Raw genomic sequence first — 25,043 nt, forward strand, 5'->3', positions numbered from 1 at the left:
CTCGCGCTCACCGGTTCTCCTTCGTTCGCGGCTGCGGGGCTCGCAGGACCGGCTCACTCCTCGCGCTCACTTGACCGCGCCGATCGCCAGACCACCGATGAAGTGCCGCTGGAAGCGCAGGAAGACCGCGACCGTCGGCACCGCCGCGATCACCGTGCCGGCGGCGATGACGCTCCACGAGGAGACGAACTGGCCTTGGAGCGCGAGCAGCGCCGGGGTGACCGGCATCCGGTCGTCGGTACGCAGCACGGTGATCGCCCAGAGCAGGTCGTTGAAGATCCAGGTGAAGGAGAGCGCGCCGAGCGCGGCCAGGGCCGGCCGGGTCAGCGGCAGCATCACCCGGGCGAAGATCTGCGCCGGGCCCGCGCCGTCGATCGTCGCCGCCTCCTGGATCTCGCCGGGCAGGTCGCGCATGAAGCCGTGCAGCACGAACGTGTAGAAGCCGAGCCCGAAGCCGACCTGCACCGCGATCAACGCCCAGAGCGTGTCGTACAGGCCGGTCAGCTCACTGAACTTCTGTACCGGGATGAGCAGGATCTGCGGTGGCAGCAGGTTGCCGGCGAGCATCAGCAGCAGGATGGTCCGTCGGCCGGGGATCCGGTAGCGGCTCAGCGCGAACGCCGCGACGGCGGCCAGCGCCAGGCTCAGCAGCACCGAGGGCACGGTCACCAGCAGGCTGTTGACCAGCGCCTGCAGTTCCCCGCCGTCGACCCACGCCTGCCGGTAGGTGTCGAGGGTGAACGAGTGCGGCAGGCTGCCCACCCCGTTGGCGGCGATGTCGTCGAAGGTGCGGGTGGACATCACCACCACCCAGATGACCGGCCCGAGCCAGAGCAGCGAGAGCAGGACCATCCCGGTGTGGAAGGTCCCGGTGCGGAGCTTGCGGATCACGCTTCCTCCCGGAACGCACGGACGAGGTAGCCGAGGATGACGGCGAGCGCGAGCACGAAGATCACCACGGCGATGGCCGAGGCGTACCCGAGCCGCAGGCTCTGGAAGGCGGCCGAGTACATGTACGTGCTGAGCAGCTCGGACGAGTGGTACGGCCCGCCCTTGGTCAGCGACCAGACGATGTCGAACGAGCGTAGCGAGTCGATCACGATGACCGAGAGCACGACCGCGTTGACGCCCTTGAGCTGGGGGACCGTGACGTACCAGAGCCGCTGCCAGCCGTTCGCCCCGTCCATCCGCGCGGCCTCGTGCAGCGCCGGGTCGATCGCCTTGAGACCGGCGAGGAAGAGCACCATCACGTAGCCGATCTGCCGCCACAGGGCCGGCAGGATCACCGCGTAGAGGGCGGTCTCCGGGTCGGCGAGCCACGGCCGGATGAGATCTTCCAGCCCGACCGTGCGCAGGATCTGGTCGGCCAGCCCGTCCGGCTGGTAGAACACCCGCCAGACCAGCGCGGTCACCACGAGGGAGAAGACCACCGGGGTGAAGAGCGCGGCCCGGTAGAAGCCGACACCCCGCCGTTCCCGCTGCAGCAGCAGCGCCATCCCGAAGCCACCCACGACGGAGAGCCCGCCGAACAGGACCAACCAGATGACCGTGTTGAGCAGGGCACCGCGGAACGTGGCGTCCCCGACGAGCTCGACGTAGTTGTCGACGCCGATGAACTCGGGCGGGGTCTGGCCGTCCCAGCGGGTCAGCGAGAACCAGAAGCCCTGCAACGCCGGCCAGAACACCCAGATGCTCTCGACCGCGAACGGCACCAGCACGAACGCCACCAGCAACGGCGACAGTCGGTCCGACCGTCGCCGCCGCCGGGGGGTGCCGGCCACCGTGGACGCCGCCGTCCCGGATGTCTCGGCGATTGTGGACACGTTTGACACGTCAGCCCTTGAAGACCTTCTCGGCGGATGCCTGCCACTCGCGGAGGATCGCGTCGATCTGGTCGGGCTTGTCCATGAACTTGGTCAGCGCCGTGTCCGCGGTGGGCTGGAGCGCGTCGCTGGAGTCACGGTTGAAGAACTGGGTCAGCTCGGCGGCGCTCTCCAGCATCGCCTTGCCCTTGGTCACCAGGGGCGAGTCGGCGGCCTTGGCCTTCGGGTGGACCGGCAGCACGATGCCGGAGCTGGACTTGACGTACTCCTCCTGCGCCTCGACGGAGGCGAAGTACTTCAGCAGCTCCTTGGTGCCGGCCGGGTTGGCGCTCTTGGCGCTGGCGAAGAAGCCGTCGGTCGGCGCCTCCTCGGCCACCGGCACCGCCGGGTCGATGATCGGGAAGCGGAAGAAGTCCAGGTCGCCCAGGGCGTCCTTCGGTGCGGCGTCGGCGAAGAAGGTGCCGATCAGGAACATGCCGGTCTTGCCGGCGAGCAGCGCGGTGGTCGCCTCCTGGAACGGGTACGCCTTGCCCTTCGGGTCGAAGTACGGCAGGACCTCGCGCCAGCGGGTGAGGACGGCCTTGACCTTCGGGTCGTCGAAGCGCTGCTTACCGGCGAGCAGCTCGCGGTGGAACGGGGCACCGTTGATGCGGATGTTGAGGTAGTCGAACCAGGCCGAGGCGACCCAGGGGGTGTCGCCGAGACCGATGCCGATCGGGGGGACGCCCTTGCTCTTGAGGGTCTCGCAGAGGGCGAGGAAGTCGGCCCAGGTCTTCGGCTCCTGCACGCCCCACTTGGCGAAGTTGCTCTTGCGGTAGAAGAAGCCCCACCAGTAGTTGGTCATCGGCACGAAGACCTGCTTGCCGCTGGCGTCGGTGGAGAGCGTCTTCAGCGACTGCGGGTACTCGCCGAGCCCCTGCCACACGTCGGAGACGTCGAGCAGCAGGCCCTTGCTGGCGTAGTCGTTGGCCACCGAGCCCGCGTACCACGTGTAGAGGTCCGGCGGGTTGGCCGACGTCAGGTAGGTCGGCAGCTGGGTGCGGAACGTCTCCGAGGCGATCGTGTTGACCGACGCGGTGCCCTTGCCCAGCTTGTTGAAGTTCTCGACGAGCTTCTCGATCGCCGTCTTGGCCTGCGGCGAGGAGAGGTTGGACTGGATCGTCACGGCGCCGGAGCCGCCGCTCTTCGCAGGCCCGCTGGCGGAGCTGGCGCAGGCGCTCAGCAACGAGCCGGCGCCGAGCGCGCCCAGGCCCGCGAGCCCGAGGTGGCCGAGGAATCGGCGGCGACCGGGATCGAAGTCCGTCACAGGTGGTCCCTTCCTCATCGACACGCTGCGACGCGGCGCTCGGTGTCGGTCTTGTTAACGGTGTGACCAGAAGGTTGCATCCGGCGTACTCTCACTGTCAAGATGTATTCGTAATTAATGGTTAAACGGGCCTGGGGGGTCGATGAGTCCGGTCGTACGCCGGTTGGACGGCAAGACAGCGGTGGTCACCGGCGCCTACGGCGGGATCGGCGCGGCCACCGCCCGTCGCCTCGCCGCGGAAGGCGCCCGGGTCGCCCTGCTCGACGTCCGCGATCCCGCCCCGGTGGTCGAGGAGCTGACCGCCACCGGAGCGCAGGCGCTGTCCATCGTGGCCGACGTCGCCGACGAGGCGTCCTGGACCGCCGCGATCGACCGGGTGCGCGCCGAACTCGGCCCGGTCGACATCCTGGTCAGCAACGCGTCGGCCGTCGAGGTCGCGCCCGCCCACCTGACCAGCCGCGCATCCTGGGACAGCCAGCTCGGTGTCAACCTCACCGCCGCCTTCCTCGGCGTCCGGGCCTGCCTGGACGACCTGCTCGACCGCGCCGGCGCGGTCGTGCTGATCTCCTCCGTGCACGCCCTGATCGGGTTGCCCGGCAGGCCCGCTTACGCGGCCGCCAAGGGCGCCCTGGTCGCGCTCGGCCGTCAACTGGCCGTGGAGTACGGACCACGCGTACGGGTCAACAGCGTGTTGCCCGGCCCGATCCTCACCGGTGCCTGGGACGGTATCGGAGAGGAGGACCGCCGACGCAGCGTCGCGGAGACGGTCGCCAAGCGGTTCGGCACGCCGGACGAGGTCGCCGCCGTGGTGGCCTTCCTCGCCTCGCCGGACGCCGCCTTCGTCACCGGCACGAGCCTGGTGGTGGACGGTGGATGGACCGCGGTGAAAGCCTCGGCCTGACAGGTCGAGACCGACGAGCGAAGAAGGCGCGAAGAGCATTGGCACAGTACGCAGGCCGTGGCGTCCACGGACAGACCGTCGAGGTGATCGCCCGGCGCATCCTCACCGGGGAGCTCGCTGAAGGCGCCACCCTGAACCTCGCCGCGCTTCAGGAAGAGCTGGACGTCAGTCTCACCGCCCTCCGCGAGGCGCTCAAGGTCCTCACCGCCAAGGGCATAGTGGACGCCCGACAGAAGCGCGGCACCTTCGTCCGGCCCCGTGCCGACTGGAACCTGCTCGACGGTGATGTGATCCGCTGGCAGTTCGCCGACGGCGCGGATCCGCTGCTCATCGACCAGTTGCAGGAGGTCCGGGCGATCATCGAGCCGGCGGCCGCCCGGCTCGCGGCCTCCCGGGCCAGCGCCGAGGACGTGGCGGCGCTCGACGCGGCCCTGTCGGCGATGTCCGAGGCGAAGGGCCGCCCCTCGGCGGCCGTGGCCGCCGACCTCGCGTTCCACCGGGCGCTGCTCGCCGCCACCCACAACGAGTTGCTGGTCCGGATGGAAGTGGTGATGAAGACCGGGCTCGCCGAGCGCGACCGGCTGGTGCACGGCCGCGACAGCGACGACGACCCCGTCCCCAGCCACCGCGCAGTGGTCGACGCGATCCGGGCCGGCGACGAGCGCGCCGCCGAGACGGCGATGCGCGAACTGCTCGCCAAGGCCGTCCGGGACGTGGAGAAGCTGCGCGGACAGGAGGGTGACCGGTGAGCGCGAGGAGTGAGCTTGCGAGCCCCGCAGTCGCGAACGAAGGGTTGGTTCGGTGAGCGCGAGGAGTGAGCTTGCGAGCCCCGCAGTCGCGATCGGGAGGGCGGTCCAGTGAAGATCGAACGCATTGAGACCTTCCTGGTCCCGCCGCGGTGGCTGTTCTGTCGGGTGGAGACCGACACCGGTGTGGTCGGCTGGGGTGAGCCGGTGGTGGAGGGGCGGGCCGAAGTGGTCCGTGCCGCCGTCGAGGTGCTCGCCGAGTACCTCGTCGGGGAGGATCCGCTCCGCGTGGAGCAGCACTGGCAGGTGCTGACCAAGGGTGGCTTCTACCGTGGCGGCCCGGTCCTGTCCAGTGCTGTCGCCGGGCTGGACCAGGCGTTGTGGGACATCACCGGGCAGGCGTACGGCGTTCCGGTGCACGCTCTGCTCGGCGGGCCGGTCCGCGACCGGGTGCGCATCTACTCCTGGATCGGCGGGGACGAACCCGGCGAGATCGCCGACGCCGCCGCGGAGCAGGTCGCCGCCGGGCTCACCGGGCTGAAGATGAACGCCTGCGGCCAGCTCTCCCCGATTCCCACTCCGGCCGAGATCGACGACATCGTCAACCGGGTCGCCGCCGCCCGGGCGGTGCTCGGCGACGAGCGCGACATCGCGCTGGACTTCCATGGCCGTGCCGGGTTCGCCGCGGTGCGCCGCATCCTGCCCGAGCTGGCGCCGCTGCGCCCGTTCTTCGTCGAGGAGCCACTGCTCCCGGACCAGGCCCACCACCTGCGGGACGTGGTCAGCAGCTCCCCGGTGCCGGTCGCCACCGGCGAGCGCCTCTACTCGCGGTCGGAGTTCCTCGCGCCGCTGCAGGCCGGGGTGTCGGTGGTGCAACCCGACCTGTCCCACGCGGGGGGCATCTCCGAGGTGCGGCGCATCGCCGCGCTCGCCGAGACGTACGGCGCTCTTCTTGCGCCGCACTGCCCGCTCGGCCCGATCGCGCTCGCGGCCAGCCTCCAGGTGGCCTTCGCGACGCCGAACTTCCTCATTCAGGAGCAGAGCATCGGCATCCACTACAACGCCGGCTCGGAGCTGCTGGACTACATGCTCGACCCGGAGCCGTTCCGGTTCACCGACGGGCACATCCTGCGGTTCGACGGGCCCGGCCTCGGCATCACCATCGACGAGTCGGCCGTGCGGCGGGCCGCGAAGAGCCCGCACGCCTGGCGCAACCCGGTCTGGCACCACCCCGACGGGTCGTTCGCCGAATGGTGACGTCGACCGGGTCGCGAGCGGACGAACCGGCCGGTTCGCGCCCGCACCTGACGCCTACCGCGGTCACCGGAACCGACGCGCAGTGGCCGGTTGCGCTGCGCGCCGAGGTCGATCTCGCGTGCGGCGGACGCTGGACCAGCCTGCGCGGTGGCGGCCGGGAATGGCTCTGGCAGGGGCCCGAGCCGGGCCGGGAGACGGTCTCGCCGGGGGCGGCCTTCGTGGACGCCGGCGGGCTGGAGGAGTGCCTGCCCACCGTCCGGGGCAACCCCGACCACGGTGACGTCTGGTCCCGCCCCTGGCGGGAGGTCGGTCCCGGTGCCGCGGTCGTCGACTGCCCGCAGTTCACCCTCACCCGCCGGATCGCCGAGCGTTCCGGCGCGATCGTCGCCGATTATCGGCTCGCCGCCGACCCCGGCTACCGTTTCCTCTGGGCCGCGCACGCCCTGCTCGACCTGTCGCCGGCGGCCCGGCTGGATGCTCCTGTCGGCACCTCGACGCGGCTGCACCCGGAGGCCGCCGCGCTGCTGCCGCCGGGCGTCTGGCCGGCCGGGCAGCCCTGGCTCACGGGCGATTGGCCCGCGCCGGCCGGTCTGGCGCTGGACGCCCTCGGCCCGGACGACGGCACCGCCGTCGGAGCCGTGCTGGTGGACTGCCGCCGGGTCCGGGTCGTGGACGCGCCCGATGTGCTCACCTTCGAGCTGGAGTGCGACGGCCAACCCGTGGGCGTCGGGCTCTGGCGCAACCTGCGCGGCTGGCCCGACACGAACCCCTACCGCAGTCTCGGCGTGGAGCCGATGCTCGGCGCCGCCTTCGACCTGGCCGAGGCCGGGCCCGCAGACGCGGCGGTCGTCCCCTCGGCCGGAGAGGTCGCCTGGCGGCTGACCGTCTCCGCCCATCGACAGAAAGGCCACCGGTGAACCTGACCGACGCCCTGCGTACGCACCGGCTCCTCGCCATCGTGCGCGGTTCCGACCCGGACGCGGCGCTCGCCGCCGTCCTGACCCTCGCCGACAGCGGCGTGGCGCTGATCGAGGTGTCGCTGACCAGCGCGGACGCCCTCGGCACGCTGCGCCGCGCGCGGGCCGCGCTCGGCCCCGAGTTCGGTCTCGGCGCCGGTACCGTGCTCAGCGCCACCGACGCCCGCGCCGCCGCCGACGCGGGCGCGACCTTCCTGGTCACCCCGGCGCTGGCCGAGAGCCTCGACGAGGGCGCCCGGCTCGGGCTGCCGGTGCTCGCCGGAGCGCTGACCCCGACCGAGGTGCTCGGCGCGCTGGCGGCCGGCGCCGCCGCGGTCAAGCTCTTCCCCGCCTCGATCGGCGGGCCCGGCTATCTCGGGGCGTTGCGCGACCCGTTGCCCGACGTCCCGTTCGTGCCGGTCGGCGGGGTGGACGCCGAGAGCGCCCGCCAGTACCTGGCCCGGGGTGCGGTGGCCGTCGGAGTCGGCTCCCCGCTGCTCGGTGACGCGGTGCGCGGCGGGGATCTCGACGCGCTCCGCGCCCGGGCGGCCGCCTTCCGCGCGGCGGTGGCCGACGTGCCGGCCGGACCGTCCCCGCGCTGATCAGGGCGCCGGACCTGCCCACCGCCGTGTTGCTGGACGTACCGCCAGTCGATCGAGGAGGAGAGATGGAGCTGACCGAGCCGACCGCGTGGAGCGTCGACCGGCTGGAGCTGGGCGAGGGCGCCCGTTGGGTGGACGACCGCCTCGTGCTGGTGGACCTGCTCGCCGGACGACTGCTCAGCACCGACGGCGACGGCCCCGCGCTGCTGGTCGAGCTGCGCCGGCTGGACGTCCCGCTGGGCGCGGTCGCCCCGGTCGACGGGCACCCGGGGGAGTGGCTCGCCGTCGCCGGCACCGGCGTCGCTCGGCTCACCGCCGACGGTGGGCAGCGTGCCGTCGCGGACCTGGAGGGCGGGCACACCGAGCCGGCCCGCATGAACGACGCCGTGGCCGATCCGCACGGCCGGTTCTGGGCCGGCAGCATGACGTACGCCGGGACACTCGGCGGCGGCTCGCTCTACCGGATCGATCCGGAAGCCGCGCCGGTGCCGGTCGTGACCGGGTTGACCATCGCCAACGGGCCGGCCTTCGACGGCGCCGGTACCACCATGTACCTGGCCGACACCCCGCGCGGGCACGTCGACCGGTTCACTGTGGACGCCGGCACCGGCGCCCTCGGCGGTCGGACGCCGTTCCTGCGGCTCGACCCCGCCGAGGGTGCGCCGGACGGCATGACCGTCGACGCGGAGGACCACCTCTGGGTGGCGCTCTGGGGTGGCTCGGCGGTACGCCGCTATCGGCCCGACGGCACGCTGGACCGGGAGATCCGGCTGCCGGCGGTGCAGCCGACCAGTGTCTGCTTCGGTGGTCCCGGCCTGCGCCGCCTCTTCGTGACCACCGCCTCGTACGGCCTGCGCGATCCCGGTCCGTTCGACGGGGCGCTGCTCGCCGTCGACGTGCCGGTCGCCGGTCGACCAGCCGCGCCGGTCGCGGCCGGGTGGGCCGGCCGCGCATAGCGCGTACCAGCCAGCTGTGACGGGCGCCCGGCGACCTCGCCGGGCGCTCCTTCGTGTCGGCCCGCCCGACGAACGGTTGCCATTACGTGATCTTGACGGGGTCGACAGCCGGTCGATGATCCACAAGCATTGGCGTCCGGGCGGGTTCTCGCATTGGCAGTGCGAAAACACCACCTGGATCCTATTCGGACACGACGTACCGCCGGCCCCTGTGACCCAGCCGGTGGCACGCCCTGTCGCCATGCAAAGGAGCACGCATGCGACGTCGCCGTTCATCCCCTTACGGCGCGCTTGCCCTCGTCACCGTCGCCGGGCTGCTGATCGGGGCCGGCCCGGCCGATGCCGCCACCACACCCCCCACGCCGGCCGCCACCTCGCCCGCCGAGCCGGCCCCGGCCGAACCGGCCAGGCAACCGGCCCGCACCCTCACCCTGATCACCGGCGACCGGATCGAGTCCTCGGCCGGCCGGATCGCGATCGTTCCGCGCCACGGCATCCAGTTCCTCCGCTACCGGCACGGCGACGACGAGTACGTCGTGCCCTCCGATGCCCTCGGCCTGCTGCGCGAGGACCGGCTCGACGAGCGGCTGTTCAACGTGACGCAACTCCTCGCCGACGGCTTCGACCGGCGTGACGGGCTACCGCTGATCGCGTCCGACCTGACCGGCATGCGCGGGCTCACCGCGCAGCGACGTCTCGCCTCGGTCGACGGCTTCGCCGCCGAGATCCCGGTCGCCGACCTGGCGCGCAACTGGCCGACGCTGCGAGACTCGCTGCGCGCGGGGAAGCTCTGGCTGGACGGGATCCGCAAGCCGGCCCTCGACGTCAGCGTGCCCGCCAGTGGCGCCCCGGCCGTCTGGGCCGCCGGCTACGACGGCTCGGGAGTCAAGGTGGCGGTGCTCGACAGCGGCATCGACGACACCCACCCCGACTTCGCCGGACGGGTCGCCGCCGAGCGGAACTTCGTCACCGACTACGAGACCACCGACGACGACCTCGCCGGACACGGCACCCACGTCGCCTCCATCCTGGCCGGCAGTGGGGCGGCCTCCGACGGCCGCTACCGGGGCATGGCGCCCGGGGCGGACCTGCTCATCGGCAAGGTCTGCTTCAGCTACTACGGTCTCGGCGCGGCCTGCCCCGACTCGGCGATCCTCGAGGGGCTGCGCTGGGCGGCCGAATCCGGCGCCCGGGTGGTCAACCTCAGCCTCGGCGCCGACGATCAGCCCGGCGTCGATCCGATCGAGGCCGCCGTCAACGAGCTGACCGCCGAGTACGGCACCCTCTTCGTCGCCGCCGCGGGCAACAGTGGCTGGGCGCCGCAGACGGTCGGCTCACCGGCCTCGGCCGACGCCGCCCTCGCCGTGGGCAACGTCGACAAGACCGGTGCGCGCAGCTGGGACTCCGGCCAGGGCCCGCGGCTGGAGGACTACGCGGTCAAGCCGGAGATCACCGCTCCCGGTACGGCGATCACCGCGGCCCGCTCCTCCACCGCCGACGTCGCCCCGCCCGGTGAGCAGTACGTCTCGTTCAGTGGCACGTCGATGGCGAGCCCGCACGTCGCGGGCGCGGCGGCGCTGCTCGCCCAGGCGCACCCCGACTGGCGTGCCGGCCAGCTCAAGTCGGCGCTGATGGGTTCGGCGCGGCCCAGCGCGACGATCGACCTGTTCGGCCAGGGCGCCGGCCAGCTCGACGTGGCCCGGGCGCTCGCCCAGCCGGTCGCCGCCGACCCGCCGGCGGTCAACTTCGGCTTCCGGTCCTATCCGCACGACGCGCAGGACGTGGTCACCCGGCCGGTGACGTACCGCAACGACGCCGACGCGCCGATCACCCTGCGGCTCGCCGTGACCGGTGACGTGCCGGCGGGCGTGATCACCCTGGACGGCGGCACCGTGACGGTGCCCGCCCACGGGCAGGCCACGGTCCGGCTCACCGCCGACACCCGGGCCGGCGGCGACTCGTACGGCACCTTCGGCGGTCGGCTGGTCGCCACCGCGGACGGGGTGAGTGTCCAGACGCCGTTCAGCGTCTTCCGGGAACAGCCCTCCGCCGACGTGCACCTGAAGGTCACCGCTCGGACCGACGCCCCGCAGGAGGTGGTCACCCAGCTCGGCAACCTCGCCACCGGCGAGTTCGTCGTCAGCTACGACAGCGTGGACACCCTCCGGGTGCCGATGGGCGACTACGTGGTGCTCAGCATGGGCATCAGCGCCGACGGCACGGGCACCATCCTGGCCAACGGTCGGCTGACCGTCGACCGGACGACGACCCTGGCGCTCGACGGCCGCCAGGCCCGGCGGGTCGACATCCGGCTTCCGGAGCCGGGCGCCGCTCCGGTCCTCGGTGAGGTCGAGGTCCAGCACGTCGGCGCCCCGCAGCTGTTCGCCATGAGCCTCGCCGGCGACCCCGGCTCCATCTACACCGCCGACCTGGGCCCGAAGAACGTCGACGGTCTGATCACGTCGCTGACGGCGCTCTTCGCCCGTCCTGACGGGGACGGTGGCTTCAACGCCAGCCCGTACACCTACCAGACCGGCTGGTACCAGACCGGCTCGTTCGTCACCGGCTTCACCCGCGAGCTCAGCAAGCGCGACGTGGCCGAGGTCCGGGTCGGCTACGCGTCCGCGGCGACCGACGGGGTGGGTACCCGGGCCAACTACCCGGTGATCCCCGGGGTCGACTACCCCGACGGTTTCATCCTGCCGTCCACGCCGCTGCCGGCGCAGCGGACCGAGTACTACGCCGGCAACCTCGGCTGGGAGTCGACCTTCGAGGAGGGCGTCGGCGCGGGCGCGGACTACCGGCGGGTGGCGGAGCTCGCCGCGCAGCGGTCGGACTACCGGGCGGGGCAGGACTACACCGAGCAGTGGAACCAGGGGGTCTTCAGCACGCCGATGACGCCGGCCTTCCCTGAGTACCCGATCGTCGAGCGGCGGGGCAACGAGTTCCTCCTCCGGCTCGACGGCTACGCCGACGCCGCCGGTCACCGGGGTTACTCGGAGGCGGCCGGGCTCACCGGGAAGCTGGCGCTGTACCGCGGTGACACGCTGGTCGAGGAGCGGGCCGGGGCGTACGCCGGGATCGACGTCGGCGAGCCGGGACGGTCCCGGTACCGGCTGTCGTACGGCTTCACCCAGCCGGCGCCGGCGCGGCTCTCCACCAGCGTCGAGACCGTGTGGGAGTTCGACTCGGCGTACACCGCGACCGGTACGGCCCTGCCGCTGACCGCGGTCGGCTTCGCGCCGCAGTTGGACGACACCAACACGGCGAAGAAGCACGGCATGCTGGCGGTGCCGCTGACCTTCACGCGGCAGGCCGGCGCCGGCAAGGTCGCCAAGGTCGAGGTCGAGGCCTCGTTCGACGACGGCGCCCACTGGAGCAGGACGCAGGTGCTGTCGCTGCCGGGCGGCCAAACCGCCAAGGTCAAGCACCCGGGCCAGGCCGGATTCGTGTCGCTGCGCGCCCGCGTCACCGACTCGGCCGGCGCGGTCGTGACCACGACCGTGATCCGGGCGTACGAGATCCGCTGACGCCGATCGAACGTTGGTGGGGCCGTCCTGGTCGGGACGGCCCCACCACCGTCTGCGGCCGCAGCACCGGGCGTCGCGGCCACGCCGTGCGCCCGTCCGGCGAGCCCCGCGACAGGCCTGGGCGGGAGGTGACGAAGATTATTGCGGCTCGGCCCGTGGGCCGCCGCGGTCCGGCGGCTCCGTACGCTGCCTCGGTGATTCTTCGCGGCAAGATCCGGTCCGACGCGCCGCTGCTGGTGCTGGCTCTCGAGGAGGAGGCCGCGCATCTGGGCGGCGACCTTCCGGTGTTGCTGACCGGGATGGGCAAGGTCAACGCGGCGGCGGCCGTGGCGGCGGTCCTGGCCGCCGATGTGAAGCCGAGTCTGGTGCTCAACCTCGGCACCGCCGGTGCGTTGCGACCCGGCTGGGACGGCCTCCACGAGATCGGCAGCGTGTTCCAGCACGACCTCGACACCGAGCTGCTGCGCAACCTCACCGGGCACATCTGCGGCGCGCCGCTGACGCTCGGCACGCAGACGGCGGTGCTCGCCACCGGCGACACGTTCGTCTCCGACGACGCGACCCGGGCCCGCCTCGCACAGCGGGCGGACCTCGTCGACATGGAGGGGTACGCGGTGGCCTCGGCCGCCACCCAGGCGGGGGTGCCGTGCCGGCTGGTCAAGCGGGTCAGCGACGAGGCGGGCGACGGCGCGGTGCGGAGCTGGCAGGAGTCGGTGGACGTCTGCGCCCGAGACCTCGCCGCCTGGATCCGCAAGGAATTCTCCTGACCCTCGGCTCCCGGCGCCCTTCCACGTCGATCATGAGGTCGGTGGCCGGCCCGTCGGTGGGTCGCACCCGCAGACCTCATGATCGACCACAGTGGGGCGCGACGGGTCGGCAGTGGCGTTAATCTACTGCGGACCGTCGGTGGAGCAGGGGGTGCGGCCGTGGGGGTGCGGACGTTCGGCCGCCGGGTGACCGCCCCGGCCCGTGGTCCGGCAGGGTGAGCGGCGGCCGGCTGCTCGCGGTCAGCGACCTGCACGTCCGGTACGCCGAGAACCGCGCGATCGTCGACGGGCTGCACCCCGGTTCCGACCACGACTGGCTGATCGTGGCCGGCGACGTGGCCGAGTACTTCGCGGACGTCCGCGCGACGCTGACGCTGCTGCGCGACCGGTTCGCCACCGTGATCTGGGCTCCCGGCAATCACGAGCTGTGGACGCTGCGCGACGATCCGGTCCAGCTGCGCGGTGCGGCGCGCTACCGGGAGCTGGTCGCGATGTGCCGTGAGTTGGGCGTACTCACCCCGGAGGACGCCTATCCGGTTTGGCCCGGTCCGGACGGCCCGGTCACCGTGGCCCCGCTGTTCACGCTCTACGACTACTCGTTCCACGCCCCCGGCACGACGAACAAGGAGGAGTCGCTGCGCCGGGCGTACGACGCCGGGGTGGTGTGCACCGACGAGATGCTGCTGCATCCCGACCCGTACCCGGGACGCGACGCCTGGTGCGCGGTCCGGGTGGCGTACACCGAGCGGCGGCTGGCGGCCGTCGCCCCCGCCCGGCCGACGGTGCTGGTGAACCACTTCCCGCTGGTCCGGGAGCCGACCCGGATCCTGCGCCACCCGGAGTTCGCGCAGTGGTGCGGCACCACGCGGACGGCGGACTGGCATTTGCGCTTCCGCGCGGCCGCGGTGGTCTACGGCCACCTGCACATCCCACGCACCACCTGGTACGACGGGGTCCGCTTCGAGGAGGTGTCGCTGGGCTATCCGAGGGAGTGGCAACCCCGTGGCGAGCCGGTCCTGCCCCGCGTGGTGCTGCCCGCCCCACCGACCTGAGGCGAGGTCACCCGGCGGCACATCCGGTCGGTCGAACACCGGGCGAGGTGTGACGCCTCGCCGAGCCCGGTCCGCCCGCCGGCGTCCCGGCGGGAACCTGGTCTGGGTTGAAGGTGAAGCGGACTCGGCGGATGCTGGGAGTTCATCGACAGTTGCCGATCCAATCGGAGGCTCGGATGCCCCGTCTTCCGCTCGTCGCCCTCATCGTGACCACGCTGTTCCTCGGCGCCTCCACCGCCGCGCAGGCGCAGCCCGCCGCACCGGCCTCCGCCGACGCGATCGCGCGCTCCGACTCCACGGCCGCGGCACGGGTGCTCGCGCAGGTACGTACCGCCGGCACCGCCTGGGGGCTCGACCCGGCCACCGGACGGATGGCTCTCACCGTCGACGACACCGTCACCGGACCCGTCCTGGCGGCGCTGCGCGACACGGCGGCCCGGGCCGGGGCCGACCTGCGCCGGGAGTCCGGCCGGCTGAGCACACTGATCGCCGCCGGCGACGCGATCTACGGCGGCGGCGGGCGCTGCTCCCTCGGCGCGAACGTCCGCAGCGGCAGTACCTCCTACTTCGTCACCGCCGGGCACTGCACCAACGCGGCCGGTACCTGGTACGCGGACGCCGCCGGCACCACGGTGCTCGGGATCCGGGCGGGCACCAGCTTTCCCGGCAACGACTACGGCGTGGTGCGCTACACCGGCACGATCCCGCGCCCCAGCGCTGTGAACACCTACCCGGGCCTGCTCTCCGTACCCGGCACCGCCACCGCCACCATCGGCCTGGCGGTATGCCGCAGCGGCTCGACCACCGGCGTGCGCTGCGGAACCGTCACCGGTCTGAACCAGACGGTCAACTACGCCACGGGAGTGGTGTACGGCCTCATCCGCACCAACACCTGCGCCGAGCCCGGTGACAGCGGTGGCCCGCTCTACGTGGCCGCGACCGGCCGGATCGTCGGCATCCTCTCCGGTGGCAGCGGCAACTGCACCAGCGGCGGCACCACCTACTACCAGCCGATCGGGGAGATCCTCGCCGCGTACGGTCTGAGCATTCCCTGACCGGTCCGGCGACCGGCGGGCGGCAGCACGGCGCGGCCCGCCGGCGTCCGGTCACCCACGCCCGCCCGCCGCTCCGCGGCGGCCCGCCCGCCGGGTTGGCGTCCTCGGGTAGGTAGGGTGCGAATCCGGCTCGCCGGCCGTCACCGATCGTCGGCCGGGGGCTGGTCCGCGGCGACCACCGGCCGGTCGAGGAAGAGCAGTCGGGCCCGTTTCTCCGGCTTGTCGACGATCGGCCCGAGGTGGAAGCCGCTCCGCAGCAGCCGGGCGATCGCCTTCTCGTTGCGCGCGTCCGGCTCGGCCAACAGCCGTCGCCGGTTCGGGTCGGCCCAGACGAAGTCGAGCAGCGCGCCGAGCAGCTCACCGGTGAATCCCGGCTCGGCCGTGGCCGCCGGGCCGACGAACAGGTGCAGGCCGAAGTCGCCGGGCTGGACCGGGTAGCACTCGCCGACCGGGTCGGCCTCCGGCTGGTACGTCTGGAACAGCGCCACCGGCATCCCGTCCCGGTGCACCAGGTAGGCGTGGTGCGTGGTCAGCGAATCCAGGTAGGCGTAGATCTCCCGCACCCGCTCGCGGTCGGCGTCCAGCATCCCCCAGAACCGGGCCCGCTCCTGCGTCACCCAGCCGTGCAGCAGGTCGACATCGCCGTCCGGGTCGACCGGGCGGACGGTCAGCCGGCCGAACCCGGCCACGTCGCGGTCGTAGTGGTGCAGGCCGGTCGCGGTGGTGTCCCGGTCAGTGGTCATCTCGCTCCTCGGTGAGCTGCTCCCAGTCCGTGGTCACGGGCAGCAGGTCGCCGGCCAGCCAGGCCGGCGTCTGGTCGTGGTGGTGCGCGTCGCCGGGCACCCCGCAGGCGCCGAACGGCACGACCCAGCGACTGCGGTCGCGGTCGCCGAGGTCCCAGACGTAGCGCGCCGCGGGCCCCCGCAGGCAGCCGTGGGTGAGTCCCGGCACGCTCGAGGTGGAGAGCACACAGTCGTGGTCGCCGGCGAGGCCCGGCACCGGATCGGCGTCCACCTCCGGCAGCGCCCGCCACGGCGTGAGCCGGTGCAGCTCACCCCAGCATGGCAGTTCATCGTCCGCCACCTCCTCGACGGCGGCGCGCAGCAGCGCCTCGGGATCGCCGTCGGGCAGGAGCCCGCTGCCCAGCACCGCTTCGATCGCTCGCCCCACCCGCGGGGTGAGCGCCAGCCAGGGCCGCAACACCTGCGGGTACGCCGGTGGGTCGGCGAGCGGGGCGAGCGCCTCGTGGGCGGCGATCCGGCGCACCAGCGCCGCCCGCACCAGCGCGTACGCGGCGGCGTCGCGGCTGTCGGCGGCCATCCGGCGGTCCCAGCCCAGCAACCGGTCACGCAGGGCGGTGGCGGCGGGACCGAGCCCGGTGAGCCGGGCCAGCCGGGCGATCAGGGGGCCCGCCGAGGCCAGGTACGTGTCCGTGTGGACCGTCCCCATCGCCTCGGCCGTCCAGTCGCCGCCCGCGTCGAGCAGTTCCCGGATCCGGTCGGCCCGGTACGGCGGGGCGAACTCGACGCCGAGCGGTGCGGCGAGCTCGCGCGCGTTCGCCATCACCGCGCGGCCGTCCACCTCGGCGCGCGGCATCGGCGCGTACCAGCCCTGCCAGGCGTGCTCGGCCGACCAGGCGGGGACCACCCGGAGCCGGTTCGCCGGGTGCCGCACCGGCACCGCTCCGGCGACGCGGTGCAGCAGCCCGCCGGAGGTGTCGGCCGCCTGGAGCACGTTGACCGGCTCGACCCACCGGTCGACGGCGGCGTCCACGTCGGCGACGGTCCGGGCTCGCAGCAGCGCCGGCAGCGTGGCGAAGCCCAGCTCGGCCAGCACCCGGGGCGGATGGCGGAGGCTGATCGCCGTCGCGTCGTCCGGGCCGCCGATCACCACCGGTCCCCGGGGGGTCTCGATCACCTCGACCTCGACCGGGTTCCCGCCGGCCACCTCGACGGTCTCCGTGTGCGTCGCTGCGGGCTCCCAGCCGTCCGGTCCGTACGCCTCGACGGCGGTGCCGCGGCGGCGCAGCCGCTCCGCGTACAGATCCTGGTAGTCGGCCATCGCGTTGGTGATGGCCCAGGCGACCTCGCCGGTGTGTCCGAAGTGCGCGATGCCGGGCACGCCGGGCACCGCGAGCCCGACCACGTCGTACTCCGGGCAGGCCAGCCGGATCTGCTGGTACACGCCGGGGTCCTCGATGAAACGGTGCGGGTCCCCGGCGAGCAGCGCCGCCCCGGCGGCGGTGCGGTCACCGGCCAGCAGCCAGCCGTTGCTGCCGGCGGTGGCCGGGGCGTCGGCCGCGAAGAGCGTCATCCACCGCTCGCCGAGCCGGCGGGCCACGTGCTCGCGCCACAGCTTCATCGGCATGTTGGCGAACAGGACGTGGTGGGAAAGCCACACGGCCAGCGGGGTCCACGGCTCCCACCGGCCGGGCCGCAACCCGACGGCGGCGAACTGTGGTGACCGGGACGCCCCGGCGGCCAGGCCGTCGTTGACCCCGTCGACGTAGGCGCCCACCCATTCGGCGGTGACCGGATCCAACGCGGCGTGGCAGCGGCGGGCGGTGTCCGCCAGCCGCGCGCGCCGGACGAACCGATCCCAGTCCAGCTCGTCGACGCCGAGGAAGGCCGCGCTGGTGCCCTGGGCCCGGTGCCGCTCCACCTCCAGCTGCCAGGCCCGGTCGTACGCGGTCATCCGGCCCTGCGCCGCGACGAGCGCCAGTTCATCGTCGGCCCGCAGGTGCGGGACGCCCCAGGCGTCGCGGAACACCCGGGCGGTCACGCCGGCTCCGGGGCGGGTCGTGCGGCCGGACGCCAGGCGGCGGGGACGACCAGCGGGGTGCCGCTCTCCGGGTCCTCGATCACCCGGCAGGGCAGCCCGAACACCTCCGCGACCAGTTCCGCGGTGACCACCTCGCCGGGCGGTCCGGCGGCGACGACCCGACCGTCCCGCATCGCGATCAGGTGGGTGGCGTACCGGGCGGCGTGGTTCAGGTCGTGCAGCACCGCGACCAGGGTCCGGCCCTGCTCCTCGTGCAGCCGGGCGCACAGGTCGAGGATCTCGATCTGGTGGGCGATGTCGAGGTAGGTGGTGGGCTCGTCGAGCAGCAGCAGTGGTGTCTGCTGGGCCAGCGCCATGGCGATCCACACCCGCTGGCGCTGCCCACCGGAGAGTTCGTCCACCACCCGGTCGGCGAGGTCGGCGACGCCGGTGGCCGTCATCGACTCCTCGACCACCCGTTCGTCCTCGCGTGACCACTGCCGCAGCAGGCCCTGGTGCGGGTACCGGCCGCGGGCCACCAGCTCGGCCACCGTGATGCCGTCCGGCGCGATCGAGGACTGCGGCAGCAGACCGAGCGTGCGGGCGACCTGGCGGGCCGGCCGGCGGTGGATGTCCGCCCCGTCGAGCAGCACCGATCCGCTCGTCGGCTTGAGCATCCGCGACAGCGCCCGCAGCACCGTCGACTTGCCGCACGCGTTGGGCCCGATCACCACGGTGAAGGAGTGGTCCGGCACGGCGACGGTCAGGTCTTCGGCGATGGTGCGCCGGTCGTACGCGAGGGTCATCCCGGTGCCGTGGAGCCTGGAGGTGCCGGCCTGCATGGGTGGTGCTCCGTTCTCGTCGCTGGTGTTCCCGGCGGCTCCGCCGCCCCTCGCTGACCGGCTCACAGCCGGCCCGCCCGTCGTTGCATCGCCAGCAGCCAGACCAGGTACGTCCCGCCGATCGCGCCGGTGATCACGCCGGCCGGAAGCTGGTGACCGGTGAACGCCCGTTGCGCCACCAGATCGGCCGCCACGAGCAGTGCCGCGCCCACACACATCGAGGGAAGCAGGTTCGGCCCGGGCGAGCGGGTGAGACGCCGGGCCAGGTGCGGAGCGGTCAGCGCCACGAACGACACCGGCCCGGCGGCCGCCGCCGCGAAGGACACCAGCAGCACCGCCGCGGCGAGCAGCGCCATCCGCAGCCGCCGCACCGGGACGCCGAGCGCCGCGGCGGTGTCGTCGCCCATCTCCAGCATCCGCAGCGCCGGCCCGCAGCCGAGCAGCACCAGCGGGCCGAGCATCGCCAGCACGATCAGCAGCGGCAGCGCCTCGGACCAGCCCCGCCCGTCCAGGCTCCCGGTGAGCCAGAGCACCGCCCGGGCGGCGTCCATCAGTGGCGCCCGGGTCAGCAGGTAACCGTTGACGCCGGTGAGGATGGCGGTGATGCCGATGCCGACCAGGATCAGCCGGTAGCCGTGCACGCCGTTGCGCCAGGTGAGGAGGTAGACGAGCAGTCCGGTGGCGAGGCCGCTGGCCACCGCCGCGCCGGAGAGGGCGAGGCTGCTGCCGCCGAGCACCACCACGACCAGCGCGCCGGTCGACGCGCCCTGGGTGAGACCGAGCATGTCGGGGCTGCCCAGCGGGTTGCGCACCAGCGACTGGAAGACCGCCCCGGCCAGCGCCAGGGCCGCGCCCACCAGCAGCGCGGTTACCAGCCGCGGCAGCCGCAGTTCGTGGATGATGAACCGCTCGGCCGGGGTGCCGCCGCCGAGCAGGGTGCGCAGCACGTCGGCGGGCGTCATCGGGTAGTCGCCGCCGGCGATGGCCAGCACGCCGAGACCCGCGGCGAGCAGGACACAGCCGGCTCCGACGGCGAGCGCGCGGGGACGGAACCGCAGCGAGTATCCGCCCGGGGTACGCAGCACGGTCACGGTCGGGCCACCCGCCTGCGCAGCACCAGCCAGAGGAAGAGCGGCCCACCGAGCACGGCCGTCACCATCCCCACCTGGAGTTCTCCGGGGCGGCCGAGCACCCGGCCCAGCACGTCCGCGCCGAGCAGCAGCACCGGTGAGAGCACCGCGCAGTAGGGCAGCAGCCAGCGCAGGTCCGGCCCGGTGAGCGCGCGGACCAGGTGCGGCACGAGCAGGCCGACGAAGACGATCGGACCGCAGGCGGCGGTGGCCGCCCCGCACAGCAGGGTGACGGCCGTGATGACGGCCGCCCGGATCAGCGTCGGGCGCGCGCCGAGGGCCCGGGCCGCGTCGTCGCCGAGAGCGAGGGCGTTGAGTGGACGGGCGGTGGAGAGCGCGACCAGCAGCCCCGCCCCGATGAACGGCGCCACCCGGGTGACCGTCGCGGCATCGGCGCTGGCCAGCGAGCCGACGGTCCAGAAGCGCAGCCGGTCCAGCGAGGCGGCGTCGAGCAGCATCACCGCGCTGACGTACGAGTAGAGCGCGGCGTTGAGGGCCGCGCCGGCCAGCGCGAGCCGGGCCGGGGTGGCGCCGCGCCCGCCTCCGACGGCGTAGACCAGCGCGGTCACCGCCGCCGCGCCGAGCAGCGCGAACCACACGTATCCGTTGAGCGCGGTCACGCCGAGCACGGCGGCGGTGGCCACCGCGGCGGAGGCGCCCGAGTTGATGCCGAGCAGACCCGGGTCGGCGAGCGGGTTGCGGGTGAGCGCCTGCATCACCGCGCCGGCGACGCCGAGGGCCGCGCCGGCGAGCAGGCCGAGCAGCGTACGCGGCAGACGCATCTGGTGGACGACCGCGTACTCGGCCGAGGCGGGATCCCGCAGGCCCGACCAGACCTCGGCGAGGGGCAGTTGCTTCGCGCCCACCGTGATGCTGAGCACGACGACGGCGGCGAGCAGCGCCACGGCGCCGACCAGGCCGACGGCCCGTACGCTCGCGCGCCCGCGCCGCGGTGGGGCCGGTCGGGAGGCGGCCGCGGCGACGCCGGACGGTGATGACTGGAGAACGGACAGTGTGGGCTCCGGTAGGGGGAGAAACGCCGGACGAGACTTGACAGCGAATTAGGTTAGGTTAACCTAACCGCGCTGTCCACGGTCATCCTGGACCCTGATCGAAAGACGACGCCATGCTCGATTCCACGTCCACCCGTCGCCTCTCCCGCCGCGGCCTGCTGGCCGGCGGGGCCGCCGCCTTCGGCCTCCTACTGGCCGGCTGCGGCGACGGTGGTGACTCCGCGAAACCGTCCACCAACAGTGGTGGCCCCTGGACGTTCACCGACGACCGGAGCGAGAAACTGACCGCCGACAGCCGACCGACGCGGGTCGTGGCCTTCACCGGCACCGCCGCCGCGCTCGTCGATTTCGGACTCGACAAGCAGATCGTCGGGGTGTTCGGCGAGACGAAGCGGGCCGACGGCACGATCGACCCGCAAGCCGGCGACCTGAATGTGGAGAGTGTGGAGATCCTCGGCAACGTCTGGGGCGAGTTCAGCGTCGAGAAGTACGCCGCACTCCGCCCCGAACTGCTCGTCACCCACATGTACGACCCCGGCGCCCTCTGGTACGTCCCGGACGAGAGCAAGAACAAGATCCTTCCACTCGCGCCCACCGTGGCGGTCACCACCGCTCGGGTGCCGATGACCAAGCCGATCGAGCGCTACGCCCAGCTAGCCGAGTCCCTCGGCGCGGACCTGTCCGCGAAGAAGGTCACCGACGCCAAGGCGCGCTTCGAGGCGGCGGCCGAGTCGGTCCGTCAGGCGGTGAAGGCCAACCCGGGCATCAGGGTGCTGGCCGCCTCCGGCAGCCCGGACCTGTTCTACGTCTCCAACCCGAAGGTCAGCACCGACCTCATGTACTTCGCCGAGCTCGGGGTCGACATCGTGGTGCCCACCAAGCTCGAAGCGGGTGACTACTTCGAGGCGCTCAGCTGGGAGAACGCCGGCAAGTTCCCGGCCGACCTGATCCTGCTGGACAACCGCAGCACCGCGCTGCAGCCCAAGGACCTGGCCGCCAAGCCGACCTGGGCGCAGCTGCCCGCCGTCAAGGCCGACCAGGTAGCGCCGTGGGACGCCGTCCCACGCTTCTCGTACGCCGGCGCCGCGCCGCTGCTGGAGAACCTCGCCAGCACCATCCGCGCCGCCAAGAAGCTGAGCTGACGAGGCGAGGACGGGCCCCCGCCGACGGATCCGCTGTCTGCGGGGCCCCTTCCTGACATCTCGCGCGGCATCGGCCGCGCATGTCCGGCACGTCGTCCGCGACGCCGTTTCCCCCTGCCGTCCGGCCGCCCGACCACGGCGGCGGGTTCCGGCTGCCCCGAGATCCGCTCCGTCCGCAACGAGCGTGGAGGACCTTCCCAATGAGTCTGCCGGCGTACACCGTCGAGGCCGTCCAGAACCCGCCCGGTTCGCCCACCCCGACTCCGCCCGGCCCCTCCGCCGCGGCCCCGGCCGATTCACCGGCCGAGGCCCGGTCCGGCGCCACCGCCGCCCGCAGGCACCTGTTCAACGGCGGGACGGCCGCGCGGTATCGGACGGTTCTCACCCGTGGTGTCGACCGGGTGGCCCGGCGAGTGGTCGGTGTGGAGCGGCCGTTCACCGGGGTGACCCCGGGTGAGCTGACCCCCAGGGTCGCCGGCATCGACCTGGACCGGCCGCTCGGCGACACCGCCGCCGCTCTCGACGAACTCGACGAGGTCTACCTGCGCGACGCGGTCTGGTTCCACCATCCCCGCTACCTGGCGCATCTGAACTGCCCGGTGGTGATCCCGGCGCTGCTCGGCGAGGCGGTGCTGAGCGCCGTGAACTCCTCCCTGGACACCTGGGACCAGAGCATCGGGGCGACGCTGATCGAGCGCCGCCTGATCGACTGGACGGCTGAGCGGATCGGCCTCGGTCCCGCCGCCGACGGGGTGTTCACCAGCGGCGGTAGCCAGTCCAACCTGCAGGCGCTGCTGCTGGCCCGGGAGGAGGCGTGCCAGGCCGCGCGCGGCCGGGAGGCCCGGGCCGACCTGCTGCCCCGGCTGCGGGTGCTCACCTCGACGGCCGGTCACTTCAGCGTGCAGAAGTCGGCGAACCTGCTCGGCCTGGCCCCGGACGCGGTACTGACCATCCCGACCGACGCGCAGCGGCGGATGATCCCCGCCGCGCTGCGGCGGGAGATCGAGCGCTGCCGGCGCGACGGGCTGGTGGTGATGGCCGTGGTGGCCACCGCCGGCACCACGGACTTCGGCTCCATCGACCCACTCGACGAGATCACCGCGGTCTGCGCCGCCACCGGCGTCTGGCTGCACGTCGACGCGGCGTACGGCTGCGGGCTGCTGGTCTCGCCCACCCGTCGGCACCTGCTCGACGGGATCGAGCGGGCCGACTCGGTGACCGTCGACTACCACAAGTCCTTCTTCCAGCCGGTCAGCTCCAGCGCCGTGCTGGTACGCGACCGACGCGTGCTGCGGCACGCCACCTACCACGCCGACTACCTCAATCCGGCCCGCATGGTCGAGCAGCGCATCCCCAACCAGGTGGACAAGAGCCTGCAGACCACGCGGCGTTTCGACGCCCTCAAGCTCTGGCTGACCCTGCGGGTGATGGGACCGGACCTGCTCGGTGACCTCTTCGACGAGGTGGTGGACCGGGCCGCCGACGCCTGGGAACTGATCAGCGAGGACCCCCGGTTCGAGGTGGTGACCAGGTCACCGCTGAGCACCGTCGTCTTCCGCTACCTGCCCACGGGACCGGGGCGGGGACTCGCCGACGCGGCGAACCTGTACGCGCGGGAGGCGCTGGCCGCCTCCGGCGCCGCCCTGGTCGCCAGCACCACCGTGGACGGCCGGCACTTCCTCAAGTTCACCCTGCTCAACCCCGAGACCACCCTCGACGACGTCGGGCACGTGCTGCGGCTCATCGCCGAGCACGCGGGCCGGTACGTGCACGAGCGGAGCACCGCCGACCTGGCCTGCCGGGTCGGCTGACCACCGAAGGCTCGCGAACCCGCCCGGGAGGGCCGCATGTCCACGCACGATTTCATCGCCATCGGCCTCGGCCCGTACAACCTGGGCCTGGCCTGCCTCACCGCACCGATTCCGGAACTGGACGGGGTGTTCCTGGAGGCCCGACCGGGCGTCGACTGGCACCCCGGCATGCTGTTGTCCTCGGCCCGCCTGCAGACACCGTTCCTGGCCGACCTGGTCACCCTCGCCGATCCCACCTCGCCGTTCTCGTTCCTCAACTACCTGAAGGAGACCGGCCGGCTCTACCCGTTCTACATCCGGGAGAGCTTCTACCCGCTGCGCAGCGAGTACAGCGCGTACTGCCGGTGGGCCGCCGCGAAACTGCCCAACCTCCGGTTCAACCACGAGGTCACCTCCGTCGAGTACGACCCGGCCGACGGCCGGTACGTGGTGCGGGCCCGGGTGGGCGCGGGGGAGACGATCACCTACCGGGCGCGGCACCTGGTGCTCGGCACCGGGACCCCGCCGTACCTGCCGGAGGCGTGCGAAGGGCTCGGCGGCGACCCGGTGCACACCTCCCGCTACCTGGAGCACCGCACGGCGCTGCGGACCAGACGGAGCATCACGGTGATCGGCAGCGGGCAGAGCGCGGCGGAGATCTACCACGACCTGCTCGGCGACATCGACACGTACGGCTACCAGCTGAACTGGGTCACCCGCTCGCCCCGGTTCTTTCCGTTGGAGTACACCAAGCTCACCCTGGAGATGACCTCACCCGACTACGTGGACTACTTTCACGCCCTGCCCGAGTCGATCCGCTACCGGTTGGAATCCGAGCAGAAGGGGCTGTTCAAGGGCATCAGCGGGGACCTCGTCGACGGGATCTTCGACCTGCTCTACGAGCGCAGCGTGGCCGGGCCGGTGAACACCCGGCTGCTCACCAACACCGAGCTGGCGAGCGCCGCGTACGAACCGGCCACCGGCACGTACACCCTCGGGCTGCGGCACGTCGAGCAGGAGCGGGACTTCACCTTGCGTACGGAGGGGCTGGTGCTGGCCACCGGCTACCGCTATCTGCCGCCGGGCTTCCTGGAACCGGTCCGGGACCGGATCCGCTGGGACGCGCACGGACGCTTCGACGTCGCCCGCAACTACAGCATCGACCGCGCCGGCCGGGAGATCTTCCTCCAGAACGGCGGCACCCACACCCACAGTGTGACCTCGCCCGACCTGGGCATGGGTCCGTACCGCAACTCGTGGATCATCCGCGAGCTGCTCGGCCGGGAGCACTACCCGATCGAGAAGAGCATCACCTTCCAGGAGTTCGGCGCGCCGGCGGGATCGGCGCCGTGAGCGGGCGGAACGAGCCGACGGCTGGTGGCCTCCGGCCGCGGCGGGGCGTCGAGTTCACCCGG

21 protein-coding genes are annotated in these 25,043 nt (G+C 72.9%); 13 read left to right on the top strand and 8 right to left on the bottom strand.

Going from position 1 to position 25,043, the window contains the following annotated elements; all coding sequences use genetic code 11:
• Window positions 1-66: 66 nt before the first annotated feature.
• The 3 genes from AB0F98_RS23930 to AB0F98_RS23940 are packed head-to-tail and all read right to left on the bottom strand — an operon-like array spanning window position 67 to window position 3,129.
• A complete protein-coding gene (locus tag AB0F98_RS23930; protein ID WP_357739039.1) occupies window positions 67-891 on the bottom strand; it encodes a carbohydrate ABC transporter permease in 825 nt (274 codons plus the stop codon).
• Window positions 888-1,823 carry a sugar ABC transporter permease gene (locus tag AB0F98_RS23935; protein WP_357739042.1) on the bottom strand — a complete coding sequence of 312 codons (936 nt, stop codon included), beginning with the start codon at window positions 1,821-1,823 and terminating at the stop codon, window positions 888-890. The genes AB0F98_RS23930 and AB0F98_RS23935 overlap by 4 nt, the downstream gene beginning before the upstream one ends.
• Window positions 1,824-1,833: 10 nt before the next feature.
• Window positions 1,834-3,129 carry an extracellular solute-binding protein gene (locus AB0F98_RS23940; RefSeq protein WP_357739045.1) on the bottom strand — a complete coding sequence of 432 codons (1,296 nt, stop codon included), beginning with the start codon at window positions 3,127-3,129 and terminating at the stop codon, window positions 1,834-1,836.
• Between the two features lie 142 nt (window positions 3,130-3,271).
• On the opposite strand from AB0F98_RS23940, the gene AB0F98_RS23945 reads away from it, so the two are divergent.
• The 10 genes from AB0F98_RS23945 (at window position 3,272) to AB0F98_RS23990 (ending at window position 14,951) form a co-directional block, all read left to right on the top strand.
• Complete coding sequence (locus tag AB0F98_RS23945) at window positions 3,272-4,030, top strand: SDR family NAD(P)-dependent oxidoreductase (RefSeq protein ID WP_357739048.1); 759 nt, start codon at window positions 3,272-3,274, stop codon at window positions 4,028-4,030.
• Between the two features lie 38 nt (window positions 4,031-4,068).
• Complete coding sequence (locus AB0F98_RS23950) at window positions 4,069-4,779, top strand: FadR/GntR family transcriptional regulator (protein ID WP_357739051.1); 711 nt, start codon at window positions 4,069-4,071, stop codon at window positions 4,777-4,779.
• A gap of 108 nt (window positions 4,780-4,887) precedes the next feature.
• Window positions 4,888-6,033 (top strand): galactonate dehydratase, encoded by a 1,146-nt coding sequence (dgoD, locus tag AB0F98_RS23955; RefSeq protein WP_357739054.1) that lies wholly within the window; start codon window positions 4,888-4,890, stop codon window positions 6,031-6,033.
• Window positions 6,027-6,950, top strand: a complete 924-nt coding sequence (locus tag AB0F98_RS23960) for a hypothetical protein (RefSeq protein WP_357739059.1) — start codon at window positions 6,027-6,029, stop codon at window positions 6,948-6,950. Before dgoD ends, AB0F98_RS23960 begins: the two co-directional genes overlap by 7 nt.
• Window positions 6,947-7,591, top strand: a complete 645-nt coding sequence (locus AB0F98_RS23965; RefSeq protein ID WP_357739062.1) for a bifunctional 4-hydroxy-2-oxoglutarate aldolase/2-dehydro-3-deoxy-phosphogluconate aldolase — start codon at window positions 6,947-6,949, stop codon at window positions 7,589-7,591. The genes AB0F98_RS23960 and AB0F98_RS23965 overlap by 4 nt, the downstream gene beginning before the upstream one ends.
• A 65-nt stretch (window positions 7,592-7,656) precedes the next feature.
• Window positions 7,657-8,547, top strand: a complete 891-nt coding sequence (locus AB0F98_RS23970) for an SMP-30/gluconolactonase/LRE family protein (RefSeq protein ID WP_357739065.1) — start codon at window positions 7,657-7,659, stop codon at window positions 8,545-8,547.
• A gap of 257 nt (window positions 8,548-8,804) precedes the next feature.
• The gene (locus AB0F98_RS23975; RefSeq protein WP_357739068.1) at window positions 8,805-12,077 is read left to right on the top strand and encodes a S8 family serine peptidase; all 3,273 of its coding nucleotides are present in this window, start codon (window positions 8,805-8,807) and stop codon (window positions 12,075-12,077) included.
• 194 nt (window positions 12,078-12,271) lie between these two features.
• Window positions 12,272-12,844 (top strand): nucleosidase, encoded by a 573-nt coding sequence (locus AB0F98_RS23980; protein WP_357739071.1) that lies wholly within the window; start codon window positions 12,272-12,274, stop codon window positions 12,842-12,844.
• 215 nt (window positions 12,845-13,059) lie between these two features.
• The gene (locus AB0F98_RS23985; protein ID WP_357739074.1) at window positions 13,060-13,896 is read left to right on the top strand and encodes a metallophosphoesterase; all 837 of its coding nucleotides are present in this window, start codon (window positions 13,060-13,062) and stop codon (window positions 13,894-13,896) included.
• Between the two features lie 176 nt (window positions 13,897-14,072).
• The gene (locus tag AB0F98_RS23990) at window positions 14,073-14,951 is read left to right on the top strand and encodes a S1 family peptidase (protein ID WP_357739077.1); all 879 of its coding nucleotides are present in this window, start codon (window positions 14,073-14,075) and stop codon (window positions 14,949-14,951) included.
• Between the two features lie 140 nt (window positions 14,952-15,091).
• Here the strand turns inward: AB0F98_RS23990 and AB0F98_RS23995 are convergent, their stop codons facing one another.
• The 5 genes from AB0F98_RS23995 to AB0F98_RS24015 form a co-directional block, all read right to left on the bottom strand.
• Window positions 15,092-15,694 carry a GNAT family N-acetyltransferase gene (locus AB0F98_RS23995; RefSeq protein WP_357739080.1) on the bottom strand — a complete coding sequence of 201 codons (603 nt, stop codon included), beginning with the start codon at window positions 15,692-15,694 and terminating at the stop codon, window positions 15,092-15,094.
• Entirely contained in the window at window positions 15,684-17,732 is a 2,049-nt protein-coding gene (locus AB0F98_RS24000) for a penicillin acylase family protein (RefSeq protein WP_357739083.1), read from the bottom strand. The genes AB0F98_RS23995 and AB0F98_RS24000 overlap by 11 nt, the downstream gene beginning before the upstream one ends.
• Window positions 17,729-18,517, bottom strand: a complete 789-nt coding sequence (locus AB0F98_RS24005; RefSeq protein WP_357739397.1) for an ABC transporter ATP-binding protein — start codon at window positions 18,515-18,517, stop codon at window positions 17,729-17,731. The genes AB0F98_RS24000 and AB0F98_RS24005 overlap by 4 nt, the downstream gene beginning before the upstream one ends.
• 98 nt (window positions 18,518-18,615) lie before the next feature.
• The gene (locus AB0F98_RS24010; RefSeq protein WP_357739085.1) at window positions 18,616-19,644 is read right to left on the bottom strand and encodes an iron chelate uptake ABC transporter family permease subunit; all 1,029 of its coding nucleotides are present in this window, start codon (window positions 19,642-19,644) and stop codon (window positions 18,616-18,618) included.
• Entirely contained in the window at window positions 19,641-20,600 is a 960-nt protein-coding gene (locus tag AB0F98_RS24015) for an iron chelate uptake ABC transporter family permease subunit (protein ID WP_357739400.1), read from the bottom strand. Before AB0F98_RS24015 ends, AB0F98_RS24010 begins: the two co-directional genes overlap by 4 nt.
• Window positions 20,601-20,809: 209 nt before the next feature.
• Between AB0F98_RS24015 and AB0F98_RS24020 the strand changes: the two genes are divergently transcribed.
• The 3 genes from AB0F98_RS24020 to AB0F98_RS24030 all read left to right on the top strand — a co-directional run bounded on the left by AB0F98_RS24020 (window position 20,810) and on the right by AB0F98_RS24030 (window position 24,981).
• Complete coding sequence (locus AB0F98_RS24020; RefSeq protein ID WP_357739088.1) at window positions 20,810-21,838, top strand: ABC transporter substrate-binding protein; 1,029 nt, start codon at window positions 20,810-20,812, stop codon at window positions 21,836-21,838.
• A gap of 200 nt (window positions 21,839-22,038) precedes the next feature.
• Window positions 22,039-23,649, top strand: a complete 1,611-nt coding sequence (locus AB0F98_RS24025; protein ID WP_357739091.1) for an aspartate aminotransferase family protein — start codon at window positions 22,039-22,041, stop codon at window positions 23,647-23,649.
• A gap of 36 nt (window positions 23,650-23,685) precedes the next feature.
• Entirely contained in the window at window positions 23,686-24,981 is a 1,296-nt protein-coding gene (locus AB0F98_RS24030; protein WP_357739094.1) for a SidA/IucD/PvdA family monooxygenase, read from the top strand.
• Window positions 24,982-25,043: the final 62 nt, after the last annotated feature.

The sequence above is a fragment of the Micromonospora sp. NPDC023737 genome (assembly GCF_040639715.1).
Lineage (GTDB): Bacteria > Actinomycetota > Actinomycetes > Mycobacteriales > Micromonosporaceae > Micromonospora.